The organism is Actinomyces ruminicola (genome assembly GCF_900103885.1).
In the GTDB taxonomy this organism is placed as follows: domain Bacteria; phylum Actinomycetota; class Actinomycetes; order Actinomycetales; family Actinomycetaceae; genus Actinomyces; species Actinomyces ruminicola.
Map to the genome: position 1 here is coordinate 14,722 of NZ_FNIM01000011.1, position 21,011 is coordinate 35,732.

Consider the following 21,011-nt stretch of genomic DNA (forward strand, 5'->3'; position numbering starts at 1 on the left):
TGGTGGTCAGCGGCGCTCACCGAGCCGGTGGGCGCTCCCGGTCCTCGGCGTAGAAGCCCTCATCCCAGCCGTAGATCTCCGGTTCGGGAGGAGCTACCAGGCCGAGGAGCTCAAGCGTCGCTACGAGCACGGCGTCTTCCTGGGACCTTGGGTCGGGCGCCACGAGTCCGGCGCTCGCCCCGCAGCGGGCGACGGTGTCGGGTCCGGAGTCGGCTGCGGCGCCGGTCTCGGGTCGGGACATGCGCTCACGGGCCCTGCGTGCCGCCTGCTCGACCTGCGTTGCCGTCGGGCTGCCGGGATCGGACAGGGTGACCCGCAGCAGGTGGCGGGCTCCGATGTCCACCAGCACCGAGGTCCAGCTGGCCGCCCAGACCTGGTCGGGGAAGAGTCTTAGCAGCGCCGCCCGCCCGCCGGCCCGGGTGTCCGCTGGCGCTGTCGTCACCGCGGCCTCGACCTCGGCCTCTTCCAGGACGATGCGTGCCGAGCCCGCCCGCTCCAGGCGGGTGGCCAGAGAAGTGCTCGGATCGACCACGCTGAACTGGAGGTCGGCGGCCCGCAGCCGGGCATCGTCCCAGTCGCAGCCGTAGCGCGAGCGCAGCCGCTCCAGCAGCGTCAGCTTGGCGCACCACTCCACCAGTTGGGCGGCGTGCTCGGGGCCGGCATCCAGGACATCGAGGGCCTCGGCCCACAGGCTGAGCACCAATGCGGTCTCCTCCTCCGCCCGGGCCGCTTCACGCACCGAGGTACCCACCACCGGAGCACCGGTGTCCTGTGCCGCCGCCTCGCGCACCTCCTGGAGGAAGGCCCGCTGCATCTCCAGGGCGCTGGCCTCCCCGCCCGCGGCCAAAGGGCAGCGCACCCGCAGGGTGAGATCGTGGGAGAAGGCCCTGATCGCCGCCACCGGGTCGGCCATGGCCAGACGGTCTGCCAGCGCCCGGGCCCGCTCGGGGAAGTTCTCGACCAGCGACAACAGGGCCGCCGTCGATCCCAGACGCAGTAGGGCGCTGACCGCCAGGCTCGAGGAGTCGGCGGTGATGACGTGCAGGCGGCGCCAGCGGGAGGCATCGGCATGGGGCTCGTCACGCGTGTTGACAATGGGACGCTCACGGGTGGTGTACAGCGAGACCTCCTGCTCCACGAAGTCGGCGCGGGCCAGCACCTGGAAACCGGGCTCCTCGCTCGCCGGACCTATGCCCACCCGCCCCGAGCCGCACAGCACCGAGCGGCTGACAAGGAAGGGCACCAGCAGATCGTTCAGCAGCTCCCAGGGCACCCTCCGGTCCACCGCGTAGGACTCGTGTGCCCCCCAGGCCGAGCCGTGGCCGTCGGTGTTGTTCTTGATGACCTGGATACGGCCGGGGCGGCGGGCCGACAGCGCCTGCTCCGCGCGGTGCATGAGCCGGTCCCCGGCGCGGTCATAACGCACGGCTTCCAGGGGGCCGTAGGCCTCCGGTGCGGCGTACTCGGGATGGGAGTGGTCGACGTACAGGCGGGCGCCGTTGGCGGCGTGCGTGGCCGAGCCCCGGTAGTAGTGCTGGCCGAAGCGGTCCACCCTCTGGATCCAGCGGACCGGAGTCCCTGTAAGCACCGCCCCCGCCTCCAAGTCGGTGCGGGCCTCTCGGACCAGGTCGTGGTCGCGCCCGTCGCGGGCGTCACGGGTGGGCAGCTCCCCGGAGTAGTCGAAGCGACAGCCTGCCCCCCGTTCCAGGTCGCGCGAGCCCTCGGCCGGCACGTGCAACGTCGAGGGGACGCCCTCGACGGCGGCAGCGCGGGCGTAGGCGTAGAGCAGTTGCGAGGCCAGCGCCTCGGGGTCGGCCTCGGGGTCGTCACGGTCTATGAGGGCGTACTCGGTCTCGACGCCCATGATGCGTCGCACGGTGATCATCAGGACTCCCCTCCCCCTGCCGGGATCAGGGCGACAACTGGGTCGGTGCGCCGGCCCCTGCCGACCACGCGCGCCCACTCCTCGGGGTCGGAGGCGCCGGGCAGGTCCGCGGTCTCGACCACTTCTGCGCGCACCGCCTCCAGCAGGTGCTCGGTGCGCAGCCCCGGCCTGCCCGCCAGCGCCTCCTGGATGGCGGCGGCCTTGGCGCGCTCGACCACTGAGGAGATCATGGCCCCGGAGATCAGGTCCGCCAGGTGCCAGGTCTCCACGGCCCCCGAGCGGCGGTGCACCCGCAGAACGGCGGTGGACTCGTCGCGGGTGAACAGGGAGGTCAGCAGCGCCTCACTCATGGCGGACACCGCCGCCTCCGGCGAGCCCGCGGCGTCGAGTTCCCCCGGGGCCAGGGGCAGGTCTGCGGTGAGGTAGCGCGAGAGGATCTCGCGGCAGGCCCCCGGGCCGGGTCGGTCGACACGCACTCGCACGTCCAGGCGTCCCGGCCGCAGGATCGCGGGATCGATCATGTCCTCGCGGTTGGAGGCGCCGATGACCACGACGTTGCGCATCTCCTCCACGCCGTCGATCTCCGCCAGCAGCTGTGGGACCACGGTGGTCTCCACGTCCGAGGACACCCCCGTGCCGCGGGTGCGGAACAGCGACTCCATCTCATCGAAGAAGACGACCACCGGCACGCCCCGGTCAGCCTTGTCCCGGGCCCGAGTGAAGATGAGGCGGACGCGGCGCTCGGTCTCCCCGACGTACTTGTCCAGCAACTGGGGTCCCTTGATGCTCAAGAAGTGGGTGCGCCGGCCCGTAACCTCCGCCAAGGAGGTGGCTACCGCCTTGGCGATCATGGTCTTGCCCACCCCCGGCGGCCCGTAGAGCAGCAGACCGCGCGGGGGCCGCAGTCGGTGCTCGGCAAAGAGTTCGGGGTGGGTCATCGGCAGCTCGATGGTGTCGCGGATGCGTTTGATGGTGGCGTCCAGGCCGCCGATAGCCTCCCAGGGGGTGTCCGGGGTGCTCTCCAGCAGCAGGTCCTCCACCTCGCGGCGCGGCACCACCGACAGGACGAAGCCCTCCTTGAGGTCTGCCATGAGGCTGTCGCCTGGGCGCAGGCGCTCACGGGCCAGCGCCGGGGGCAGTCGCAGGACGCGCACGTCCTCGCTGCGCGCGCTCACCAAGACGTGGCTGTCGTCAAGACGCTGCTCCAGTCCCACCAGTTCGCCGATGTCGGCGGTCGGGGCCGTGGACACGGCGTCGAGGTTGGCGTTGAGCAGCATGCTCGTGCCGGGCTCCAGGCCACCCAGCGGCAGGGCGGCAGAGGCCCGCACCCGCATGCGGCGCCCGGATTGGGAGACGTCGAGAGTGCGCTGGAGGGGGTCGGCGACACGTAGCAGGGTGGCGTAGGTCAGGGCCGGAGCACTCAGGCGCTCGACCTCGGCGTGTGCGGCAGCCAGCTCTGCGCGGGCGGCGCGCAGAGCCTTGGCCAGACTGCGATTCTTGCGTTCGACGAGTCCCGGCTCGACCGTCGAGGCGGTGGGTCGGGCGCAGTCGGATTGTGCCGGTAGCGGCGATGCGGCGTGGTTGGTTGGGGTGGGTGAGTCGTCCACAGCCAGCTCCTTCGCACGATCTTGATGCCCCGGCGCCGTCGGAATGGGACATCTGTACTAGAAATACTATCGTGTCGCCGGAGTGTTCCGCACCACACTTCCGCGAGGCGTGATGCGCACCTGGGCAGCCTTGATCACCGCCACCACCGGCAGGCCCGGGCGCAGCCCCAGTTCGGCGACCGCCGCCGCCGTCAGCAGGGCCCGCAGCGACTGCCCGTCACCCAGCTCCAGCACCACCGTCACCAGGCCGCCGTTGCCGCCGACCTCGCGCACCGTGGCGGTAAGGGCATTGCGGGGGCTTCCCCCGGGTATGCGGCTGATCTCGTCTGTGGGCCGGCGGGCATAGACAGCAACCGCCTCTGGCGGCAGCAGCGCCGATGCCGACCGGCCAGGCTGAAAGCCCGCCCGCTCGACGGCGTTCTCCAGCGGCGCGGCCACCACCTCGGCGCCCCCCTCCAGCCGCAGCCGCGGCCGGTCCGGGCTGCCGGCGAGCGTGCCGCGCAGCAGCGTCGTCCCGGTCAGCCTGGCGGTGAAGGTGCTCGTCGGCGCTGCCAGCACCCGGGCGGCCGGCCCCGTCTCCACCACCCGCCCCCGGTCCAGGACGGCCACGTCGTCGGCCAGGGCGGCCACCTCCGCCACGTCGTGAGTGACCAGCAGCACCGTCAGGCCGTCATGGGCGGCGCGGCGGGCCACCAGGGTGCGCAGCTCCTGGCGGGCGGCGACGTCGACGGCGGCGGTCGGCTCATCCAGCACCAGCACCGCGGGCCGAGTGGCCAGGGCCCGGGCCAGGGCCACCCTGGCCGCCTGCCCGCCCGACAGCTCCTCCCCACGGCGTTCGGCCAAGTGCGCGGCACCTACTGCGGCCAGCTCGGCCCGGGCCAGCTGCCGCGCGGCGGCACGGGAGGCGCCCCGGCAGCGCGGCCCGAAGGCGACGTTGTCCAGCACCGACATGTGGGCGAACACGCCCGGCGCCTGCGCCAGCAGGGCCACCTCGCGCTGCCCGGCGGGCACGAAGCCGGCCGGGCCGTCCACCACCCGCTCGCCCAGGCGCACCTCGCCGCCGACGGCGTCCAGCAGGCCGGCGATAACGGCGCACACGGTCGACTTGCCCGAGCCGTTGGGGCCGATCAGGGCCAGGGTGCGGCCCGCCGGGATGCGCAGGTCGACGGCGACGTCCCGCCCGGAGGCGGTGAAGCACAGGTGCACGGCCCTCCCGCGGGGGGAGGGCGCGCCGGGGAGCGGCGGGAGCGGCCCGGCGGGGTCGTCGTCGGGAGCGGACACGGTGTGGGCGGAGGAGCCGGCGGGACCGGGCGCCGTCGACCCGCTCGGGCGAGCGCGCAGGCGGCGGACCAGCAGGTCCCAGCGCACGCCCGTGGCGCCGACCACCAGGAACGAGGCCGCGATCAGCACCACCGCCAGCGCGAGGGCGGTGGGGGTGTCGTGCTCCCGCTCCAGGTAGACCGCCAGCGGCACGGTGCGGGTGACGCCCGCGCGCGAGCCGGCGAAGGCGATGGTGGCGCCGAACTCGCCCAGGCTGCGGCCCAGCGCCAGGGCCGCCCCGCGCGCCAGGGCCGGTGCGGCCAGGGGCAGGGTGATGCGGGCCAGCAACGTCGCCGGGCCGGCGCCGAGCGTGCGGGCGATCGTCTCGGGACGAGTGTCGCGCGAGCGCAGCGCCGCCTCCAGGGTGACCACCAGGTAGGGCATGGAGACGAATACCTGGGCGATCACCACGGCCGCGGTGGTGAAGGACACCTGGATGCCGACTCGCTCCAGGAGCGGGCCGAGCAGTCCGCGCTTGCCCAGCGTGGCCAGCAGCGCGGTGCCGGCCACCACCGGCGGCATGGCCATCGGCAGCACCGCCAGCACCCGGGCCACGCGCACCCCCGGCCACTCGTGGGCCAGCACAATGGCCAGCGGCACCCCCAGCACCACCGAGATGGCGGTCGCCAGCAGGCAGGTGCGCAGCGACAGGCCCAGCGCCAGGCGAGCCTGCTCGGAGGCGAGCAGGGCGGGCAGCCGCGTCCAGGCCACCCGGGTGCCCAGGCCGACGGAGGGCAGGATGGTGGCGCAGGCGCCGATCACCGCCAGGAGCACCACGGAGACCGGTAGGCGGGTGCGGGCGGCGCGGGAGCCCCGGGGGCCGCGGGCGGCGTCGGCGTCGGGCATTGGCCGGCTCACCGGCCGGTGGGGGCGCCGAATCCGTGCTCGGCCAGGATCGCCTGCCCGGCGTCGGACAGGACCAGGTCGACGAAGGCCCGGGCGGCACCGGGGTTCACGGTGTCCCGGGTGAGCGCGATCGGATAGTGGTTGACGACGTCGTTGTCGGGCAGGGGAATGGTTTCGACGGCGTCGCCCGCGTCGGCGGCGTCGGTGGCGTAGACGATGCCGGCGTCGGCCTCCCCGGACTCCACCTTGCCGCGCACGTCGGTGACCTTCTGCTCCTCGGATACCGGGCTGAGGGTGACGCCGAGCTGCTCGGCGAGCGTCCGGGTGGCCTCGCCGCAGGGCGCCTCGGCGGCGCAGACGACCAGGTCCGCGCCGTCCAGGGAGCCGTCGTCGATGCCGGTGACGCCGGCGGGGTTGCCGACCGGGACGATGAGGGTGAGCACATTGGTGGCGAACTCGGTCTGCTCGGCGAGCAGGGACCGGGAGGCGGCGTCGTCCATGGTGGAGTTGTTGGCGGTGGCCAGGACATCGGCCTCGGCGCCCTCCGACAGCGCTGACACCAGGTCCTGCGAGCCCTGGAAGTCGAAGGTGATGGAGACGTCCGGGTTGGCCTGCTGGAACTCCTCGGCGATCTCCTCGAAGGCCTCCTGGAGCGAGGCGGCGGCGAACACCACCACCTCCCCGGAGATGCTGTCAGCCGTCCCGGAGGAGGCGGCGGTGCCCGTGGCGGCGGCGTCGGAGGCGGTCGGGGAGGCCGCACCACCACAGGCGGCGAGCCAGAGCGAGGCGACCACGGCGGCGGCGCTCAGCGCGGATCGCCGCGCGAGCGCGGGGGTGGGCGTGGTCCGGTGGGGGAGCTGCATGGCGGCCGTTCCTTTCGGGGCGTGGGTGCTTATGAGGCCGGGGCCCGCGCATGGACGGCGCCGGATCGACCCCGCCGAGATCGGTAGAAATCACGTACCGAGATCGGTAGAAATCACGTACCGAGATCGGCGATAGGGCGGCTAGGCCCCCTGGGAGGGGGCGAGATCGTCGGCGCCCTGGTTGCCGGTGCCCTGGGTGTGCACGGGTTGCCAGCCGCGCCGGGGCCGCACCGTTGAGGTGGCGCCCTCGCGGGAACGGTAGACCACATAGGGGCGGGTCACGTAGCCCACCGGCGCGGAGACCACGTGCACCAACCGGGTGAAGGGCCAGATCGCGAACAGAACCAGCCCCGCCACGATGTGCAGCTTGAACACCATGGGCACATCCGCCATCAGCTCAGGGGCCGGGCTGAGGGCGAAGATCGACCGGAACCAGGGGCTGATCGTCTCGCGGTAGTCGTAGCCGCCGCCGGCACCGCCCAGCACCTGGGTGGAGAGCGTCGCCCATGCGCCCAGGCACACTGGCACCACCAGCAGCACGTACATGAGCTTGTCGTTGGCGGTGGTGGCCAGGCGCACCGACTTGACCACCAGGCGCCGGTAGAGCAGGCCCACCATCCCCACCAGTGTCATCAGGCCGGCGATCGAACCCGGGATAACCGCCATCAGGTGATAGACGTGCTCCGGGATGCCAGCGGCCTGCGTCCAGGTGTTCGGGATCACCAGGCCCATGAAGTGGCCCAGCGCCACCAGCAGGATCCCGAAGTGGAACAGGGGAGAGGACCAGCGCAGTATCGCCGACTCGTGCCACTGGGAGGACCGGCTCGTCCACCCGAACTGGTCGTTGCGGTAGCGCCATATCAGCCCCACCACCAGCAGGATGAAGGACACGTAGGGCAGGGCGGTCCACACGACCGCCGACTCGAAGGTGCTCATGACTGCTCCTGGGGGATGAAGGACGACGGGCGGCCGACAGGCGGCGCGGGCGGCATGGTCGGGAAGGGTAGGGCATCGGTGACGCCGACGGTCTCCGTGGGCGGGCCTGCCGCCACCAGGGCGCGCACCCGCGCGGCGGTGGCGGCGTCCACCGCCGGCAGCGTGGCGACGACGGCGTCGAGCAGGCGGGCGTAGGGGGAGTCGGCGTCGCTCAGTGCCCGGCGCAGCACCTCCAGCCCGTCCCGGTGCGAGGACAGCAGCACGTCGGCCACCTCGTCACCGCTGCGGGCGCTGAGCTCCAGCACCACCGGCAGGTAGTCCGGCAACTCGTCGCGATCCAGTTCGTAGCCTGCGGCCGCCAGCGCCTGCTTGAAGGCAAGCAGGGCGGCACCCCGGTAGCGGGTGTCGCCGACGGCGTAGTAGCTCAGGTACAGGCAGCAGCGCCGCCTCCGGTCGAAGACCTCCACGTAGTGCTCGGCCAGGGCGCGCGTGCCCCGGGCCCGCGCCTCGGCCACGAACTCCTCCAGTGGCCCGGACACCGCCGGCGGCAGCTCGGGGGCGTCCGCCAGCGCCGCGGCGACGGCATCGAGCCGCTCGGCGAACACCCCCTCGGCGGGGTAGTCCAGCAGCAGCGAGGCGCTCATGTGGACGATCGCCCGCCCGGCGGCGTCGATGTCCGCCGCGGCCGGTGCCAGCGGCCCCACGCCTAGGCCCGTCCTCGCCTCCATGTCAGCGGCCTCCGCCCCGGCCGGCCGCGCCCGCACCAATGCCAGGCCCCGCCGTCGGCACCGGGCTGCGACGCGCAGTCGGCAGCGGCAGGCGCACCGGCCCGCCCGCGCCCTGGGCGGAACCGCCACAGGCGGCGGGGGCGCCCTCGCCCAGGAGGGTGCGCACGTCCTCAGCCATCGCCGTCATACCGCGCGGCACCTCCGGACTGGCGGTGGGCACGACGTAGCGATCGTCGTACTTGGCGATCGCCAGCAGCCGGTACATGTCCTCCAGCTGCGCCCCGCTCATGCCGACAGCGGCGGCGATGGCCGGGTCGGCCTCGTGGCCCAGGCGCACCTGACGCATGTGGGAGCGCATGGCCGCCAGCCGCCGCAGCACCAGCTCGACGGCGTTCGTGTCCCCGGCGGTGAACAGGCCGGCCAGGTATTCCAGCGGGATGCGCATCTCGGATACGGCGGTCAGCAGCACCCGGTGGTCCTCGCCGTCCAGGCCCGCGGCGGCGACCTCGTCCACCACCGGCGACAGCGGCGGGATGTACCAGACCATCGGCATCGTGCGGTACTCCGGGTGCAGCGGCAGCGCCACCCGGTAGGTGGAGATCAGGTCCCACACGGGGGAGCGCTGGGCGGCCTGCACCCACGAGGCGGGCACGCCCGCCTGGCGCGCGGCCCGCACCACCTCCGGGTCGTGGGGGTCCAGCAGAATCTCCCGCTGCGCCGGGAACAGGTCCTGCGGGTCGGCGACGGCGGCCGCCTGGGAGACCCGGTCGGCGTCGTACAGCAGCACCCCCAGATAGCGCAGGCGGCCCACGCAGGTCTCGGAGCAGACGGTGGGCTGCCCGGCCTCCAGCCGCGGGTAGCACAGCGTGCACTTCTCCGCCTTGCCGGTGGTGTGGTTGAAGTACACCTTCTTGTACGGGCAGGCGGACACACACATGCGCCAGCCGCGGCAGGCGTCCTGGTCCACCAGCACAATGCCGTCCTCGCTGCGCTTGTACATGGCGCCGGACGGGCAGGCGGACACGCAGGTGGGGTTCAGGCAGTGCTCGCAGATGCGCGGCAGGTAGAACATGAAGGCCTGGTCGATCTCGGTGGCGACCTTCCGGCTCATGGACGCCACGATCGGGTCCTCGTGCAGGGTCTGGGTGGAGCCGCCCAGGTCGTCGTCCCAGTTGGGGCCCCACTGGATCGTGGGCATGTACTCGCCGGTCAGCTGGCTCTTGGCGCGCGCCACCGGAATGTTGGGGGAGTCCTTCGGCGCCGACAGCAGCCGGTCGTACTCGTAGGTCCACGGCTCGTAGTAGTCCTGGACGCCCGGCAGGTCCGGGTTGGCGAAGATATGCGCCAGACGGCGCAGCCGCCCGCCCGAGCGCGGCACCAGCCGACCACTGGCGGTGCGCTCCCAGCCTCCGTGCCAGCGCTCCTGGTCCTCCCAGCCCTTGGGGTAGCCGACGCCGGGGCGGGTCTCGACATTGTTGAACCACATGTACTCGGTGCCCTCGCGGTTGGTCCACGCCTGCTTGCAGGTGACCGAGCACGTGTGGCAGCCGATGCACTTGTCCAGGTTCATCACCATGGCGATCTGGGCCATCACCTTCATCAGAAGGTCACCTCCTGGTTGGTGCGACGACGAATGCGGGTGACCTCGTCGCGGTTGTTGCCGGTGGGGCCTATGTAGTTGAAGGCGTAGGACAGCTGCGCGTAGCCGCCCGCGAAGTGACTGGGCTTGAGCACAATGCGTGTCAGTGAGTTGTGGGTGCCGCCGCGCCGCCCCGAGGACTCGGTCAGCGGGGTGTTCATGGTGCGCTCCTGGGCGTGGTGCATGAACACGGTGCCCTCGGGGATGCGGTGGGAGACGACCGCCCGGGCCGCCACGATCCCGTTGCGGTTGTAGGCCTCCACCCACTCGTTGTCGCGCACGCCGATCTTGTCCGCATCGGCCGGGCTCATCCAGATCGTCTGCCCGCCCCGGCCCAGGGTGAGCATGTGCAGGTTGTCGTAGTACTGGGAGTGGATCGCCCACTTGTTGTGCACGGTCAGGTAGCGCACCGCCACCTCGACGCCGCCGTCCTGGGCGGTGCCCACCTGCCCGGGGGCCGCCTCCCCGTACAGGGAGGCGAAGTCCAGCGGCGGGCGGAAGGCCGGCAGCGACTCGCCCATGTCCCGCACCCAGTCGTGGTCCAGGTAGTAGTGCATGCGGCCGGTGAGCGTGTGCCACGGCTTGGCGTGCTCCACATTGACCACGAAGGCCGAGTAGCGCCTGCCCCCGTGCTCGGAGCCGGACCACTCCGGGGTGGTGATCACCGGCTGCGGCTTCACCTGGGTGTCTGCGAAGGTGACCTGCTTGCCGGCCTCCTCCTCGCTGAGCTCCACCAGGGGGGTGCCGGTGCGCCGGGACAGGGTCTGCCAGCCCTGGGTGGCCAGGTGGCCGTTGGTGGCGCCGGACATGTGCATGACGGCGTCGCCGGCCCTGATGGGCGTGTCGATCAGCGGGCGGCCCTCGGCGGCGCCGGCGCCGGTGCCGTGGGCGCGGCGCAGCCGCTCCATCTCCCGCTCCGGGTGCAGCATGATGCCCTTGATGGGGATGCCGGGGGACTCCACCAGCGGGCCGACGGCGTCGAACTTGTTGCGGATCTGGGTGTAGTCCCGCTCGACCGGCACCAGCTTGGGCATGGTCACGCCCGGCACCCACGCCTGCGGCAGGGCGGAGACGTCCCCGTGCGGCATGGTCATGGCGTCGGGGGTGTCGTGGGTGAGCGGGGCGGCGACGACGTCGGTCTGGGTGCCCAGGTACTTCGGCGCCCACTGGCTGACCAGCTCGGCCAGCTGCTGGTAGATGTCGAAGTCGCTGCGCGCCTCCCACGGCGGGTCGATCGCCAGGTTGAAGGAGTGGATGAAGGGGTGCATGTCCGTGGTGGACAGGTCGTACTTCTCGTACCAGGTGGCCGCGGGCAGCACGACGTCGGAGTGCAGCGTGGTGGAGGTGTTGCGGAAGTCCGCCGTCCACATCAGGTCGAGCTTGCCCTGGGGCGCCTGCTCCCGCCAGGTCATGGACACCGGGCGGCGCTCCGCGGGGGTCTCGGCGGCGTTCACGTCATTCGCGGCGCCCACCATGTGTCGCAGGAAGAACTCGGTGCCCTTGGCCGACGAGCCCAGCAGGTTGGTGCGCCAGGAGGCCAGGATGCGCGGGAAGTTCTCCGGGGCGTCCGGGTCCTCGCAGGCGAAGCGCAGCTCCCCCTTGGACAGCTGGTCGACGACGTAGTCCTGTGGCTTCATGCCCGACTCGGCGGCCTGCTGCCCCAGCAGCAGCGGACTGCGGTCGAAGGTCGGGTAGGAGGGCGTCCAGCCGCGCCGCATCGCCTCCACCAGCGTGTCCGAGGCGGTCTTGCCGGCCAGGGTGCCGGCCCCCAGCGGGGAGGCGAGCCGCTCGGCCGGGGTGTCGTCGTAGCGCCACTGGTCGGTGGTCAGGTACCAGAAGCCGGTGGAGATCATCTGGCGGGCGGGTCGGTGCCAGTCCAGGGCGAAGGCGAACTGCGACCAGCCGGCGATCGGGCGCACCTTCTCCTGGCCGACGTAGTGGGCCCAGCCGCCGCCGTTGACGCCCTGGGTGGCGCACATGGAGGTCAGCGCCAGGATCGTCCGGTAGATCTCGTCGGCGTGGTAGTAGTGGTTGATGCCGGCGCCCATGATGATCTGGGAGCGGCCGCCGGACTCGATGGCGTTGGCGGCGAAGTCGCGCGCCACCCGGATGGTGGCCGGTCCGGGTACACCGGTCAGCTCGGCCGCCCAGGCGGGCGTGCCGGGGACGGTGGCGTCGTGGTAGTCGGCGGGCCACTGGCCGGGCAGGCCGGGGCGGGTGACGCCGTAGTCGGCCAGCAGCAGGTCGTAGACGGTGGTGACCAGGCGCCCGTCGGGCAGTCGGGTGGCGGGCACGCCCCGCCGGATGACGCCGCCGCCGACGGAGCCGGTGGGCGTCTGGGAGCCGGGCAGGTCGAAGCGGGGCAGCAGGATCTCCGTGGGCTCGACGACGGCGCCCGTCGGGCCGGGGAGATCTCCGGCGGCCCCGCGGTCGGCGGCAGGCGGGCCCGCGGCGGGCGCGGCGCCGTCGAGGTCGGCGATGGACATGATCGGGTCCACGCCCTCCATGAGCAGGTTCCACCTGCCCTCACCCTCGGGGGTGAAGCGATCGGCCAGCGTGCCGCCGGGGTCGGCGGGGCCGCGCTCGCGGTCCCACACCAGCGGGCGGAACTCGCCGCGGGGCCGGTCATCGGCCACCCCCGGCACGCCGTCGGCGGTGACGAAGCGGCCCGGCACCAGGCTGGTGCCGTCGGGGGAGGGGACCAGCTCCACCAGGAAGGGGGCGTCGGTGTGGCGGCGCATGTAGTCCAGGAAGAAGGGCTCGCGCCGGCCCACGTGGAACTCGGACAGAATCACGTGCCCCATGGCCATTCCCAGCGCCCCGTCGGTGCCGGGCGCCACCCGCAGCCACTGGTCGGCGAACTTGGTGTTGTCGGCGTAGTCGGGGGAGACCGCCACGACCTTCTGCCCGTGGTAGCGGGCCTCGGCCATGAAGTGGGCGTCCGGGGTGCGGGTCAGCGGCAGGTTCGAGCCCCACATGATCAGGTACTGGGCGTTGTACCAGTCGCCCGCCTCCGGCACGTCGGTCTGGTCGCCGAACACCTGCGGGGAGGCCGGCGGCAGGTCCGCGTACCAGTCGTAGAAGGACAGCATGGTGCCGCCGATCAGCTCGTGGAAGCGGGCGCCCGCCCCGTAGGAGAGCATGGACATGGCCGGGATGACGGAGAAGCCGGCGCAGCGGTCCGGGCCCCAGGTGCGGATCGTGTGCACGTAGGCGGCGGCGATGATGTCCATCGCCTCGTCCCAGCCGACGCGCACCATGCCGCCTCGCCCACGGGCGGACTTGTAGGCGCGGGAGGTCTCCTCGTCCCCGGTGACCTCGGCCCAGGCGGCCACGGCGTCGCCGTCGTGCCGCTGACGGGCGGCGCGGAAGGCGTCCAGCAGCACGCTGCGCACATACGGGTAGCGGATGCGGGTGGGGGAGTAGGTGTACCAGGAGAAGGCGGCGCCGCGCGGGCAGCCGCGGGGCTCGTACTCGGGCATGTCCGGCCCGGTGGTGGGGTAGTCGGTGATCTGCTTCTCCCAGGTGATCACGCCGTCGGTGACATACACCTCCCAGGCGCACGAGCCGGTGCAGTTGACCCCGTGGGTGGAGTGGACCATCTTGTCGTGGCTCCACCGGTGCCGGTAGAAGGTGTCGGCGTCGCGGCCGCCCTGGAGGAACAGGCGGCGGGCGTCGGCGGAGGCCTCGCCCCGGCGCAGGTAGGAGCCCAGGGTGAACAGGCCCGGGGCGCTTTCTACCCTGGCGTCGGGTCCGGGGACGATCGGGGCGGTCGGTGTGCTCATCGCGGGTCCTTGACGGGGTGTGGGCGGTAGGTAGGAGCGGTTTGGCGAGTCGGTCGGCCGCTTCGTGCCCCCGGGGCGGCAGCGGCGCGCCGTCGTCGGGCGGATCAGCCCGGGCGCTTGGCGGAGGGGCCGGCGTAGCGGATCCAGCAGATGACGGCGCACACCACGCAGAAGACGGCGCAGCCGTAGAAGAACGTGGAGGTGGGCATCAGGGTCAGGGCGATGCCGACCAGGAAGGGGCCCAGCGAGGCGACGGCGGCGGTGAAGCCGATCGCACCGCCCGCCTGGCGCTTGGGCATGATCATGGGCATCTGCTTGAAGGTGGAGGCATTGCCCACTCCGGCGAAGAAGAACATGGCCAGCAGGCCGATCATGAACACGCGGAAGTCGCCGGCGTCGTTCGCGGTGGCCACCTGCCAGCCGCAGAAGGCCATGGTGGCGGCCATGCCGACGGCGGAGACGAAGGTCCAGATGGCGCCGCCGAAGCGGTCGCACAGCGGACCCCAGGCGAAGCGCAGGAAGGAGCCCAGCAGCGTGCCGATGAAGGCATAGGAGGCGCCCTTGGGCAGGTCGGCGGCGGCGAGCGTCTGCGCCAGCGGGGAGGAGGCCCCGTAGTTGTTGTTGATGATGTTGGCGGTCTGCGCGGCGAAGCCGGAGAAGATTCCGAAGGTCATGATGTACAGGACGGTCATCAGCCAGGTGTCGATGTTGCCGAAGATGTCCAACTGCTGGCGGATGTTCGCCTTGACCGGGACGTCCTTGATGTAGACGAAGGCCAGGGCGGCGGCGATCAGGGACCACGGCAGGAAGAACACGGTGGCGTTGAAGACCCTGGGGGCGTCGGGCGCGTAGGGGGCCACCCAGGTGAGCCCGAACAGGCTCGTGCTCATCAGGAACGGGGCCGCGAGCTGGATGACACTCATGCCCATGTTGCCCAGTCCGCCCTGCAGGCCCAGGGCCGTGCCGGACAGGCGCTTGGGGAAGAAGAAGCCGGTGGAGGGCATGTAGCCGGAGAAGGTCGCCGCGCCGATGCCGCAGGTGAAGGACAGCGCCAGCAGCGTGCCGAAGGAGGTGGAGGGGCTCTGCACGGCGAAGAACCAGCCGAGCATGGGCAGCACGTACAGCAGGGAGGACCAGCCGATCATCTTGCGCGAGCCGATCGTGGCCGGCAGGAACATGTAGATCAGGCGCAGCGCCGCGCAGGACAGGCCCGGCATGGAGGTGATCCAGTAGATCTGGTTCTTGGTCAGCGCGAAGCCGACCTCGTTCAGGCGCGGGGCGACGGCGCTGGGCAGGAACCACACCGTGAAGCCGAGCATCAGGGAGAAAGTGGTGATGGCCAGGGTGCGCCAGGCGATCGACGCCGACCAGTTCTCCGACTCCTCCGGATTCCAGCCGGTCAGGACGCGGCCGGTGGTGTCGAGTTGACTCATGGTGCTGAGACTCCTGGGGGTTGGGCGCGGTAACCGTGAGTGAGCCGGGTGCGGTCCCGGCGTCGCCGCCCGTGGGAGCAGCCCCGAGCGGTTGCTTCATGGTGCCTGAACGTTTAGTGATTCCGGGCGCGGGTGGACTTTTCGGCTTGTCCCCGTGGCTCCGGCCCATGGGTTTGATCCGGTTTGCACCGGAATAAGAAACGTGGGTGTGAGCTAATGCATAATCCTGGGCGAGGTGCTGGCATCTTCCCTGGTCAGGCAGGGCAACGTCGGACTGTCGCCGGGCGCGGGGCGGCGCTTGGGCGTCGCCGGCAACAACCCGGACCGGGAGCGCGGCCCGCTGTGGGCGCTTCCCGGCGTCGCCGACTACCGTGGCCGCCATGAGCCAGCCGACGCCGCACCGTCCCCTCACGGAGCCTGTCTCCGAGCCCGCCGCCGAGCCCGAGTCGGCCCCCGTTCCTCAGAAGGGGCTGCGCCCCCTGCTCGCGCCGGTCAGGGGCGCCGTCATCACCGTCTCCGACCGCTGCGTCAGCGGTGAGCGTGAGGACGTCTCCGGTCCTCTGGCCGTGCGGCTGCTTCGCGAGCACGACGTCGTGGTCGACGCCGTGCGGGTGGTGCCCGACGGCGTGGAGCCGGTGCGCACGGCCATCGAGGAGGCGGTTGCGGCCGGTGCCCGGGTCGTGCTGACCACCGGCGGCACCGGCGTCACCCCGCGCGACCTGACCCCCGAGGGCACCGCGCCCCTGCTGGCGGTGCGGCTGGAGGGGATCGAGGCGCAGATCCGCACCTACGGGCTGAAGCAGACGCCGCTGTCGAGCCTGTCGCGCGGGCTCGTCGGGGTCACCAGCCGCGATGCCGACGGCGTGCTCGTGGTCAACGCCCCCGGCTCGCGCGGCGGTGTCAAGGACACCATCGCCGTGGTGGGCCCGCTGGTGCCGCATGTGCTGGAGCAGCTGGGCGGCGGCGACCACTGACCGCCCCCCTTCGCCGAGTTCGGTAGAAGTCACGTGCCGAGTTCGGTAGAAGTGGTCGGTATCCACCGCCGCCGTCGTCCACAGACCGGATTCACCGCATACCCGAGCGTGCGCGTCCACAGGCCGCCAGCGTTGATCCGGCTGGTTACTGCACGCTCTCCCCATGGATAACGAGGCGTTCTTCCACAAGCCACCAAGCGCGATTCCTCCGGCGCTGGTGCGACGCTCCACCGTGGGGCGCAGTCTGCTAGAAGACGGCGTTGACTCGGGGCGGCTCACTCGGATACGGCGTGACGCCTACGTGCACGTCTCCCGCGACGTCGCCGCGTGGGAACAACGCGCAGCCATACACCATGCGATGCTCGAAGCCTTTCGAGCCGACGCTCTCGAGGGGGTGATTGTGTTGGAGAGCGCCGTCCTGCTTCACGGAGGCACGACATGGCGCACGCCCCAGTCGCTACATCTGGCGGTCTCTTACCGGCCGGCGGGTATGCATCGGCCGCCGACGCGACGCGACCCTACACGCCCGCCCAGCCGAGAGCTCGGGCCGCTTGACCGCCGTCGTGCACTCGCGCGCCGTCCCGTCACCCGGCACACCTTCCCGGTCTCAGGCGACGACGTCGTCACCATAGGCGGGCTGCGCGTGACCGGAATCGAACGCACCATCGAGGACTGCGCCCGTTATTTGGAGCCCGACGCCGCATTGGTCGCCGTCGACTCGCTACTTGCCGTGGCCTCGGGCGCCCTGCCGCCTGCCGGTGTCGACCCCTCCGGACCCGACGGCGTCGATCGCCCTTGGGACCGTGCCGTCGAGATCAACCAGGTGGCGGCTGCTATACGGGCAAGAGTCCTGGCAAGGCTGAACGACCGGAGCGGAGAGCGCGGGGTGCGGCGGGCTCGCGCCGTCATCGGGGCCGCCACGCCCTGGAGCCAGTCTCCGTATGAGACGGAACTGCGCCGAATCTGCCTGGTCAATGGAATCACCACCCCCACGCCGCAAATGCCCTTACGCACCGCGGAGAAAACGTGCTATGCGGACCTCGGCTGGTGGAGCCTGCGCAGGGTGGCTGAAGTGGATGGCCTGATCAAGTACGCGCACGACGCCGATACCACCAAAGCCAAGCAGTCCGCACGCGATGAACTCTTCACTGAGCACGGCTTCGAGCTTGCGCATTTCTCGCCGGACGACGTACTCGACGCCGGGCGGGCGCTAGCGATGTTGCGCGCGTTGCTGCCCCGGACGGCGTGTGAGGAGCGGCCGGTCACGAGTCTGCGAACCAAGCGCGAGCGCTTGCAACACTGAGCCGCGCGTCGCCACGGCTGCGCTTCAGCCATATCTACCGATCTGGGCACGTAACGTCTACCGATCTGGGCACGTAACGTCTACCGATCTCGCGGGGTGGGGGTGGGGGAGTAGGCGCGGATGTCCTCCCAGGTGTCCAGGTCGTGGGCGGCACGGGCGAGTTCATCGCCCCGATCCTCCAGGTTGACGTGCACCAGGTCCATTCTGCCCAGCACCCGCCGCACTGCCACATCCCGGAGCGCCACGCCCCCGGGCGCGACCACGGCCGCCAGCGCGGCGGTTCGGTACGCGCCCAGCAGGTACTGAACATGGTCGCCGTCGACGGCGCATGCGCCCGGGGCTCCCTCACAGTTCTCCAACGCCTCCAGCAATACGGGCAGGGCTCGCCACGAATCCGGCGCATCGCAGGTGACGACGGCGGTCAGGTGCTCGTCGCCGACGGCGCCCGCAGGCCCGGGCGGTTCGGTTTCCGATGCCTGCTCGAGGGCGGCCAGCCGCGCCAATCCGGCCGCGATCCCCGCCACCGGCCCGCCCCACGGCGGATCCTCCAGCGCCCGCAGTACTCCGGCTGGTACGGCAACCGTCGGCGGCGCCACCACGACTACGTCCCCGGGCGGCAACTGGGCGCGTACCCTTTCAATCCCGCCCAGCACGTGGTCCAACAGGCGCGCGCCGCGGACGACCACATCCGGCTTCGACGCCCCGCCCAGGCGCCTCCCGGTCCCGCCGGCGAGCACAACCACGTCGAGCTTGCGGGTTCCGACTGCCCGGCCGCCCTCCGGGGCCTCGGCGTTGTCCATCACTGTGCTCCGGGCGGCCCCGGGGACTCCCGCCGCAAAGGCACTCATTAGGCGCTGGCCCGCCCGGCGTCGCCCGCGTCGGAGTCTTCGGACGGGCGGACCCAGTGGCCGGAGCGGCCGCCGGACTTGGACGTCACCTTGGCCTCGTGCAGCGCCACGCCCCGGTCTACGCCCTTGACCATGTCAACCAGTGCCAGGCCCGCAACCGTGGCCGCCGTCAGCGCCTCCATCTCCACCCCCGTGCGGTCGGCGGTGCGCACCAGCGTCTCAATGCGCACGCCGTCGTCGTGAATGCTCAGCTTCACGTTGCACGCGTGCACGCCGATGACGTGCGCCAGCGGCAGCAGCTCCGGAACCCGCTTGGCGGCGGCGATCCCGGCGATGCGCGCGACCGCGAGCGCGTCCCCCTTGGGGACGGCATCGTCGCGCAGCGCCGCAATGATCGCCGGGGAGCAGGACACGAAGGCGGTGGCGGTGGCGGTGCGGACGGTGGGCTGCTTGGCGGACACGTCGACCATGTGTGCGGCCCCGGAGCCATCGAGGTGGGGCAGGCGGACGGGACCGCTCGCCGCGGTCTCGGCAGGCGCAGAAGTAGCGGCGGGCAAGGTGCCTTCGGGGCTGCTCGTGGGCATTGCCATCCCGGTGGGGTTGGCCTTACGACGGAACAGGCGCATGGATCTCCTTGGGAGGTGTGGAATCAAGTGGTTTTGTGCCGGGGCACGCCCCTACCGGATCGAATACTGCACCGGCCCGGAGGGGGCCGACAGCGCGAGCAGCCGGACCGGGTCGCCGACGGCGACGGCGTCGACGTCGGCCTCCACCACGGCCAGCGCCTGGGCTGCGGGCAGTGAGGCGACCAGGTGGGAGCCCGATCCCAGCCGGTGCGACGGCGCCACCCAGACGGCTTCAGGCGCCGCCCCGGCGGGCAGCGGCTCCGGCGGTGCGACGAAGCGCACCGGCACATGCTGTCGGCGCCCCAGCGGGCCGCGCCAGCCGACGGCGGCCCGCGCCATCGTCGTCGGCATCCCGATACCGCCGGAAGCATCCAGCCCGGCCCCCGTTTCGTGGCCGGACAGGCGGGCCAGAGCTGGGGCGACGATGGTGGTGAAGGACACGAGCACGCTCACCGGGTTGCCGGGCAGCCCGATGACCGGAACCCGGCGCCCGTCCCGGGTCCGCACGGCGCCGTATCCCTGTGGCTTGCCGGGCTGCATCGCCACCTTGACCGTTGCCAGCTCGATGCGGTTCCCGGATGGGCCATTCACCTGCCCGCGGGCGTCGGCCAGGGCGGTGAACGGGTCGAAGGCCCCCACCGACACGCCCCCGGAGGTGATGATCAGATCGGCGTCTACGGCGGCCGCGCGCAGGGCATCGGCCAGCGCCGCGGGGGTGTCGACGCTGCGGGCGACCGACGTGAGTCGCGCGCCGTGCTCGGCCACGAGCCCGGACAGCAGCGGGCCGTTGGAGTCGGGGATGGTTCCGGCCGCCGGATCGCGACCGGCTCCGGCCAGCTCCGCGCCGGTGACGACGACGGCGACGCGCGGCCGTGGCACTGCCCGCACCGCGCGGCGGCCTACAGCGGCGGCGGCGGACACGGCGGTGGCCTTGAGCACCGTCCCACGGGCGAGCACCAGGTCGCCCACGGCCACGTCCTCGCCGGCGTGACGCACGTTAGTGCCCGGAGCGACGGCGGTGCGCACCTCCACCCGTTCCGGCAGCGGGCCCGCGCCCGGAGGCTGGTCGGTGTCCTCCACCCTGACCACCGCGTCGGCGCCCTCTGGCAGCATGGCACCGGTCATGATCCGCTGCGCCGTCCCGGCGGCCAGCGGCCCCGGCGCCGCCCCCGCCGGGACGTCGCCCGCCACCGGCAGGGTGACGGCGGCCGTGTGGGCGCCCGCCACATCCGCAGCGCGCACGGCGTAACCGTCCATGGCCGAGTTAGTCCAGGGCGGGACCGGCACGGCGGAGCGCACATCCTCGGCCAGGACCAGTCCGTGGGCCCGCTCCAGCGGCACCTCGACCGGGTCCAACGGTGTCAGCGCGGCGAGTACCCGGGTGAGGTATTCCTCGGGCGACAGCATGTCGGAGGTCATGGAGGGGTTCCTTGTCATGCGTTTACGTTGCTGAGGGGCTGTGCCCCGCTGCGGCGGAAGGCGACGCTCCCTTGGCCCATCATGCCCCGCCGTCGTCCGCGGCTGCATCTCTCGGACCACGGCGTCATCGCCCGGCGGCGTGTACCCTCCCAGGGGCCGCTCACGCCGCACGGCAACCCGCCGCGTATGGCGCTGCCGGAGCGGCAACCGCCAGGAGGAGACGACAGTGACCCAGGCCGACTCGCCCCCCGGACTCCGCCACGCCGCCGAGACGCCGTCGTCGGCCCGGATCGTATGTGCAGAGGTCTCCTCCGCCCCCGTCGACACCGGTCGGCTCACCGCCGCGGTGGCGGACCCGGCCGCGGGCGCCGTCGTCACTTTTGATGGCAGGGTCCGCAACCACGACGACGGGCGCGGGGTCACCGCAATTCTCTACTCAGCGCATCCCAGTGCGGACGAGGTCATCGGCACGATCGCCGCTCAGATCGCCGCCCGCGAGGGACTGCGCGCACTCGCGGTCGCGCACCGCGTCGGCGAGCTGGCCGTGGGGGAGACTGCACTAGCGGTAGCGGTCAGCGCCGACCATAGGGCGGCCGCCTTCGCGGCCGTGGGCGATCTCGTCGAGAAGATCAAGGCCAGTCTGCCCATTTGGAAGCAACAGGTATTCGCCGACGGCACCCGCGCCTGGTCCAACACGCCCTGAGCGTCGGTGAGCGACGGCGGCCGCGCACCGTAGATCCTCCGGCCGAGGGACTCGGCTGCGCGGTGCCCGCGCGGACCCTGCCTCCCGCGCTTCGCC

General features: G+C 72.1%; 15 protein-coding genes. 3 read left to right on the plus strand and 12 right to left on the minus strand.

Annotated elements, in window-relative coordinates; all coding sequences use genetic code 11:
* Positions 1–16: 16 nt before the first annotated feature.
* The 9 genes from BLR49_RS09225 to BLR49_RS09265 form a co-directional block, all read right to left on the minus strand.
* Positions 17–1,885 (minus strand): proteasome accessory factor PafA2 family protein, encoded by a 1,869-nt coding sequence (locus BLR49_RS09225; RefSeq protein ID WP_092536785.1) that lies wholly within the window; start codon positions 1,883–1,885, stop codon positions 17–19.
* A complete protein-coding gene (gene arc, locus BLR49_RS09230) occupies positions 1,885–3,492 on the minus strand; it encodes a proteasome ATPase (protein WP_245690579.1) in 1,608 nt (535 codons plus the stop codon). The genes BLR49_RS09225 and arc overlap by 1 nt, the downstream gene beginning before the upstream one ends.
* A gap of 66 nt (positions 3,493–3,558) precedes the next feature.
* Positions 3,559–5,658 (minus strand): ATP-binding cassette domain-containing protein, encoded by a 2,100-nt coding sequence (locus BLR49_RS09235; protein ID WP_092536791.1) that lies wholly within the window; start codon positions 5,656–5,658, stop codon positions 3,559–3,561.
* An 8-nt stretch (positions 5,659–5,666) separates the two neighbouring features.
* Positions 5,667–6,521, minus strand: a complete 855-nt coding sequence (gene modA / locus BLR49_RS09240) for a molybdate ABC transporter substrate-binding protein (protein ID WP_092536794.1) — start codon at positions 6,519–6,521, stop codon at positions 5,667–5,669.
* A 141-nt stretch (positions 6,522–6,662) separates the two neighbouring features.
* Positions 6,663–7,457: a respiratory nitrate reductase subunit gamma gene (gene narI, locus BLR49_RS09245; RefSeq protein ID WP_092536797.1), complete on the minus strand. Its 795-nt coding sequence runs from the start codon at positions 7,455–7,457 to the stop codon at positions 6,663–6,665.
* Positions 7,454–8,101 carry a nitrate reductase molybdenum cofactor assembly chaperone gene (gene narJ / locus BLR49_RS09250; RefSeq protein ID WP_425425767.1) on the minus strand — a complete coding sequence of 216 codons (648 nt, stop codon included), beginning with the start codon at positions 8,099–8,101 and terminating at the stop codon, positions 7,454–7,456. Before narJ ends, narI begins: the two co-directional genes overlap by 4 nt.
* An 85-nt stretch (positions 8,102–8,186) precedes the next feature.
* Positions 8,187–9,785, minus strand: coding sequence for a nitrate reductase subunit beta (gene narH / locus BLR49_RS09255; protein ID WP_092536800.1), 1,599 nt, complete (start codon positions 9,783–9,785; stop codon positions 8,187–8,189).
* Positions 9,785–13,609, minus strand: coding sequence for a nitrate reductase subunit alpha (locus BLR49_RS09260; RefSeq protein WP_092536802.1), 3,825 nt, complete (start codon positions 13,607–13,609; stop codon positions 9,785–9,787). Before BLR49_RS09260 ends, narH begins: the two co-directional genes overlap by 1 nt.
* A 104-nt stretch (positions 13,610–13,713) precedes the next feature.
* Positions 13,714–15,042: an MFS transporter gene (locus BLR49_RS09265; protein WP_092536805.1), complete on the minus strand. Its 1,329-nt coding sequence runs from the start codon at positions 15,040–15,042 to the stop codon at positions 13,714–13,716.
* Between the two features lie 380 nt (positions 15,043–15,422).
* Here BLR49_RS09265 and BLR49_RS09270 point away from each other — a divergent pair, with 380 nt between their 5' ends.
* Entirely contained in the window at positions 15,423–16,016 is a 594-nt protein-coding gene (locus tag BLR49_RS09270; protein ID WP_092536808.1) for a MogA/MoaB family molybdenum cofactor biosynthesis protein, read from the plus strand.
* Between the two features lie 163 nt (positions 16,017–16,179).
* The gene (locus tag BLR49_RS13060) at positions 16,180–17,319 is read left to right on the plus strand and encodes a hypothetical protein (protein WP_143013739.1); all 1,140 of its coding nucleotides are present in this window, start codon (positions 16,180–16,182) and stop codon (positions 17,317–17,319) included.
* An 80-nt stretch (positions 17,320–17,399) separates the two neighbouring features.
* Here the strand turns inward: BLR49_RS13060 and mobA are convergent, their stop codons facing one another.
* The 3 genes from mobA to BLR49_RS09290 form a co-directional block, all read right to left on the minus strand.
* Entirely contained in the window at positions 17,400–18,119 is a 720-nt protein-coding gene (gene mobA / locus BLR49_RS09280) for a molybdenum cofactor guanylyltransferase (RefSeq protein WP_092536814.1), read from the minus strand.
* Between the two features lie 47 nt (positions 18,120–18,166).
* Positions 18,167–18,724, minus strand: a complete 558-nt coding sequence (gene moaC, locus BLR49_RS09285; protein WP_281241815.1) for a cyclic pyranopterin monophosphate synthase MoaC — start codon at positions 18,722–18,724, stop codon at positions 18,167–18,169.
* Positions 18,725–18,844: 120 nt separating this feature from the next.
* Complete coding sequence (locus BLR49_RS09290; RefSeq protein ID WP_245690580.1) at positions 18,845–20,212, minus strand: molybdopterin molybdotransferase MoeA; 1,368 nt, start codon at positions 20,210–20,212, stop codon at positions 18,845–18,847.
* Positions 20,213–20,501: 289 nt separating this feature from the next.
* Here BLR49_RS09290 and BLR49_RS09295 point away from each other — a divergent pair, with 289 nt between their 5' ends.
* On the plus strand, positions 20,502–20,915 hold the full coding sequence (locus BLR49_RS09295) for a molybdenum cofactor biosynthesis protein MoaE (protein WP_218121345.1): 414 nt from the start codon (positions 20,502–20,504) through the stop codon (positions 20,913–20,915).
* Positions 20,916–21,011: the final 96 nt, after the last annotated feature.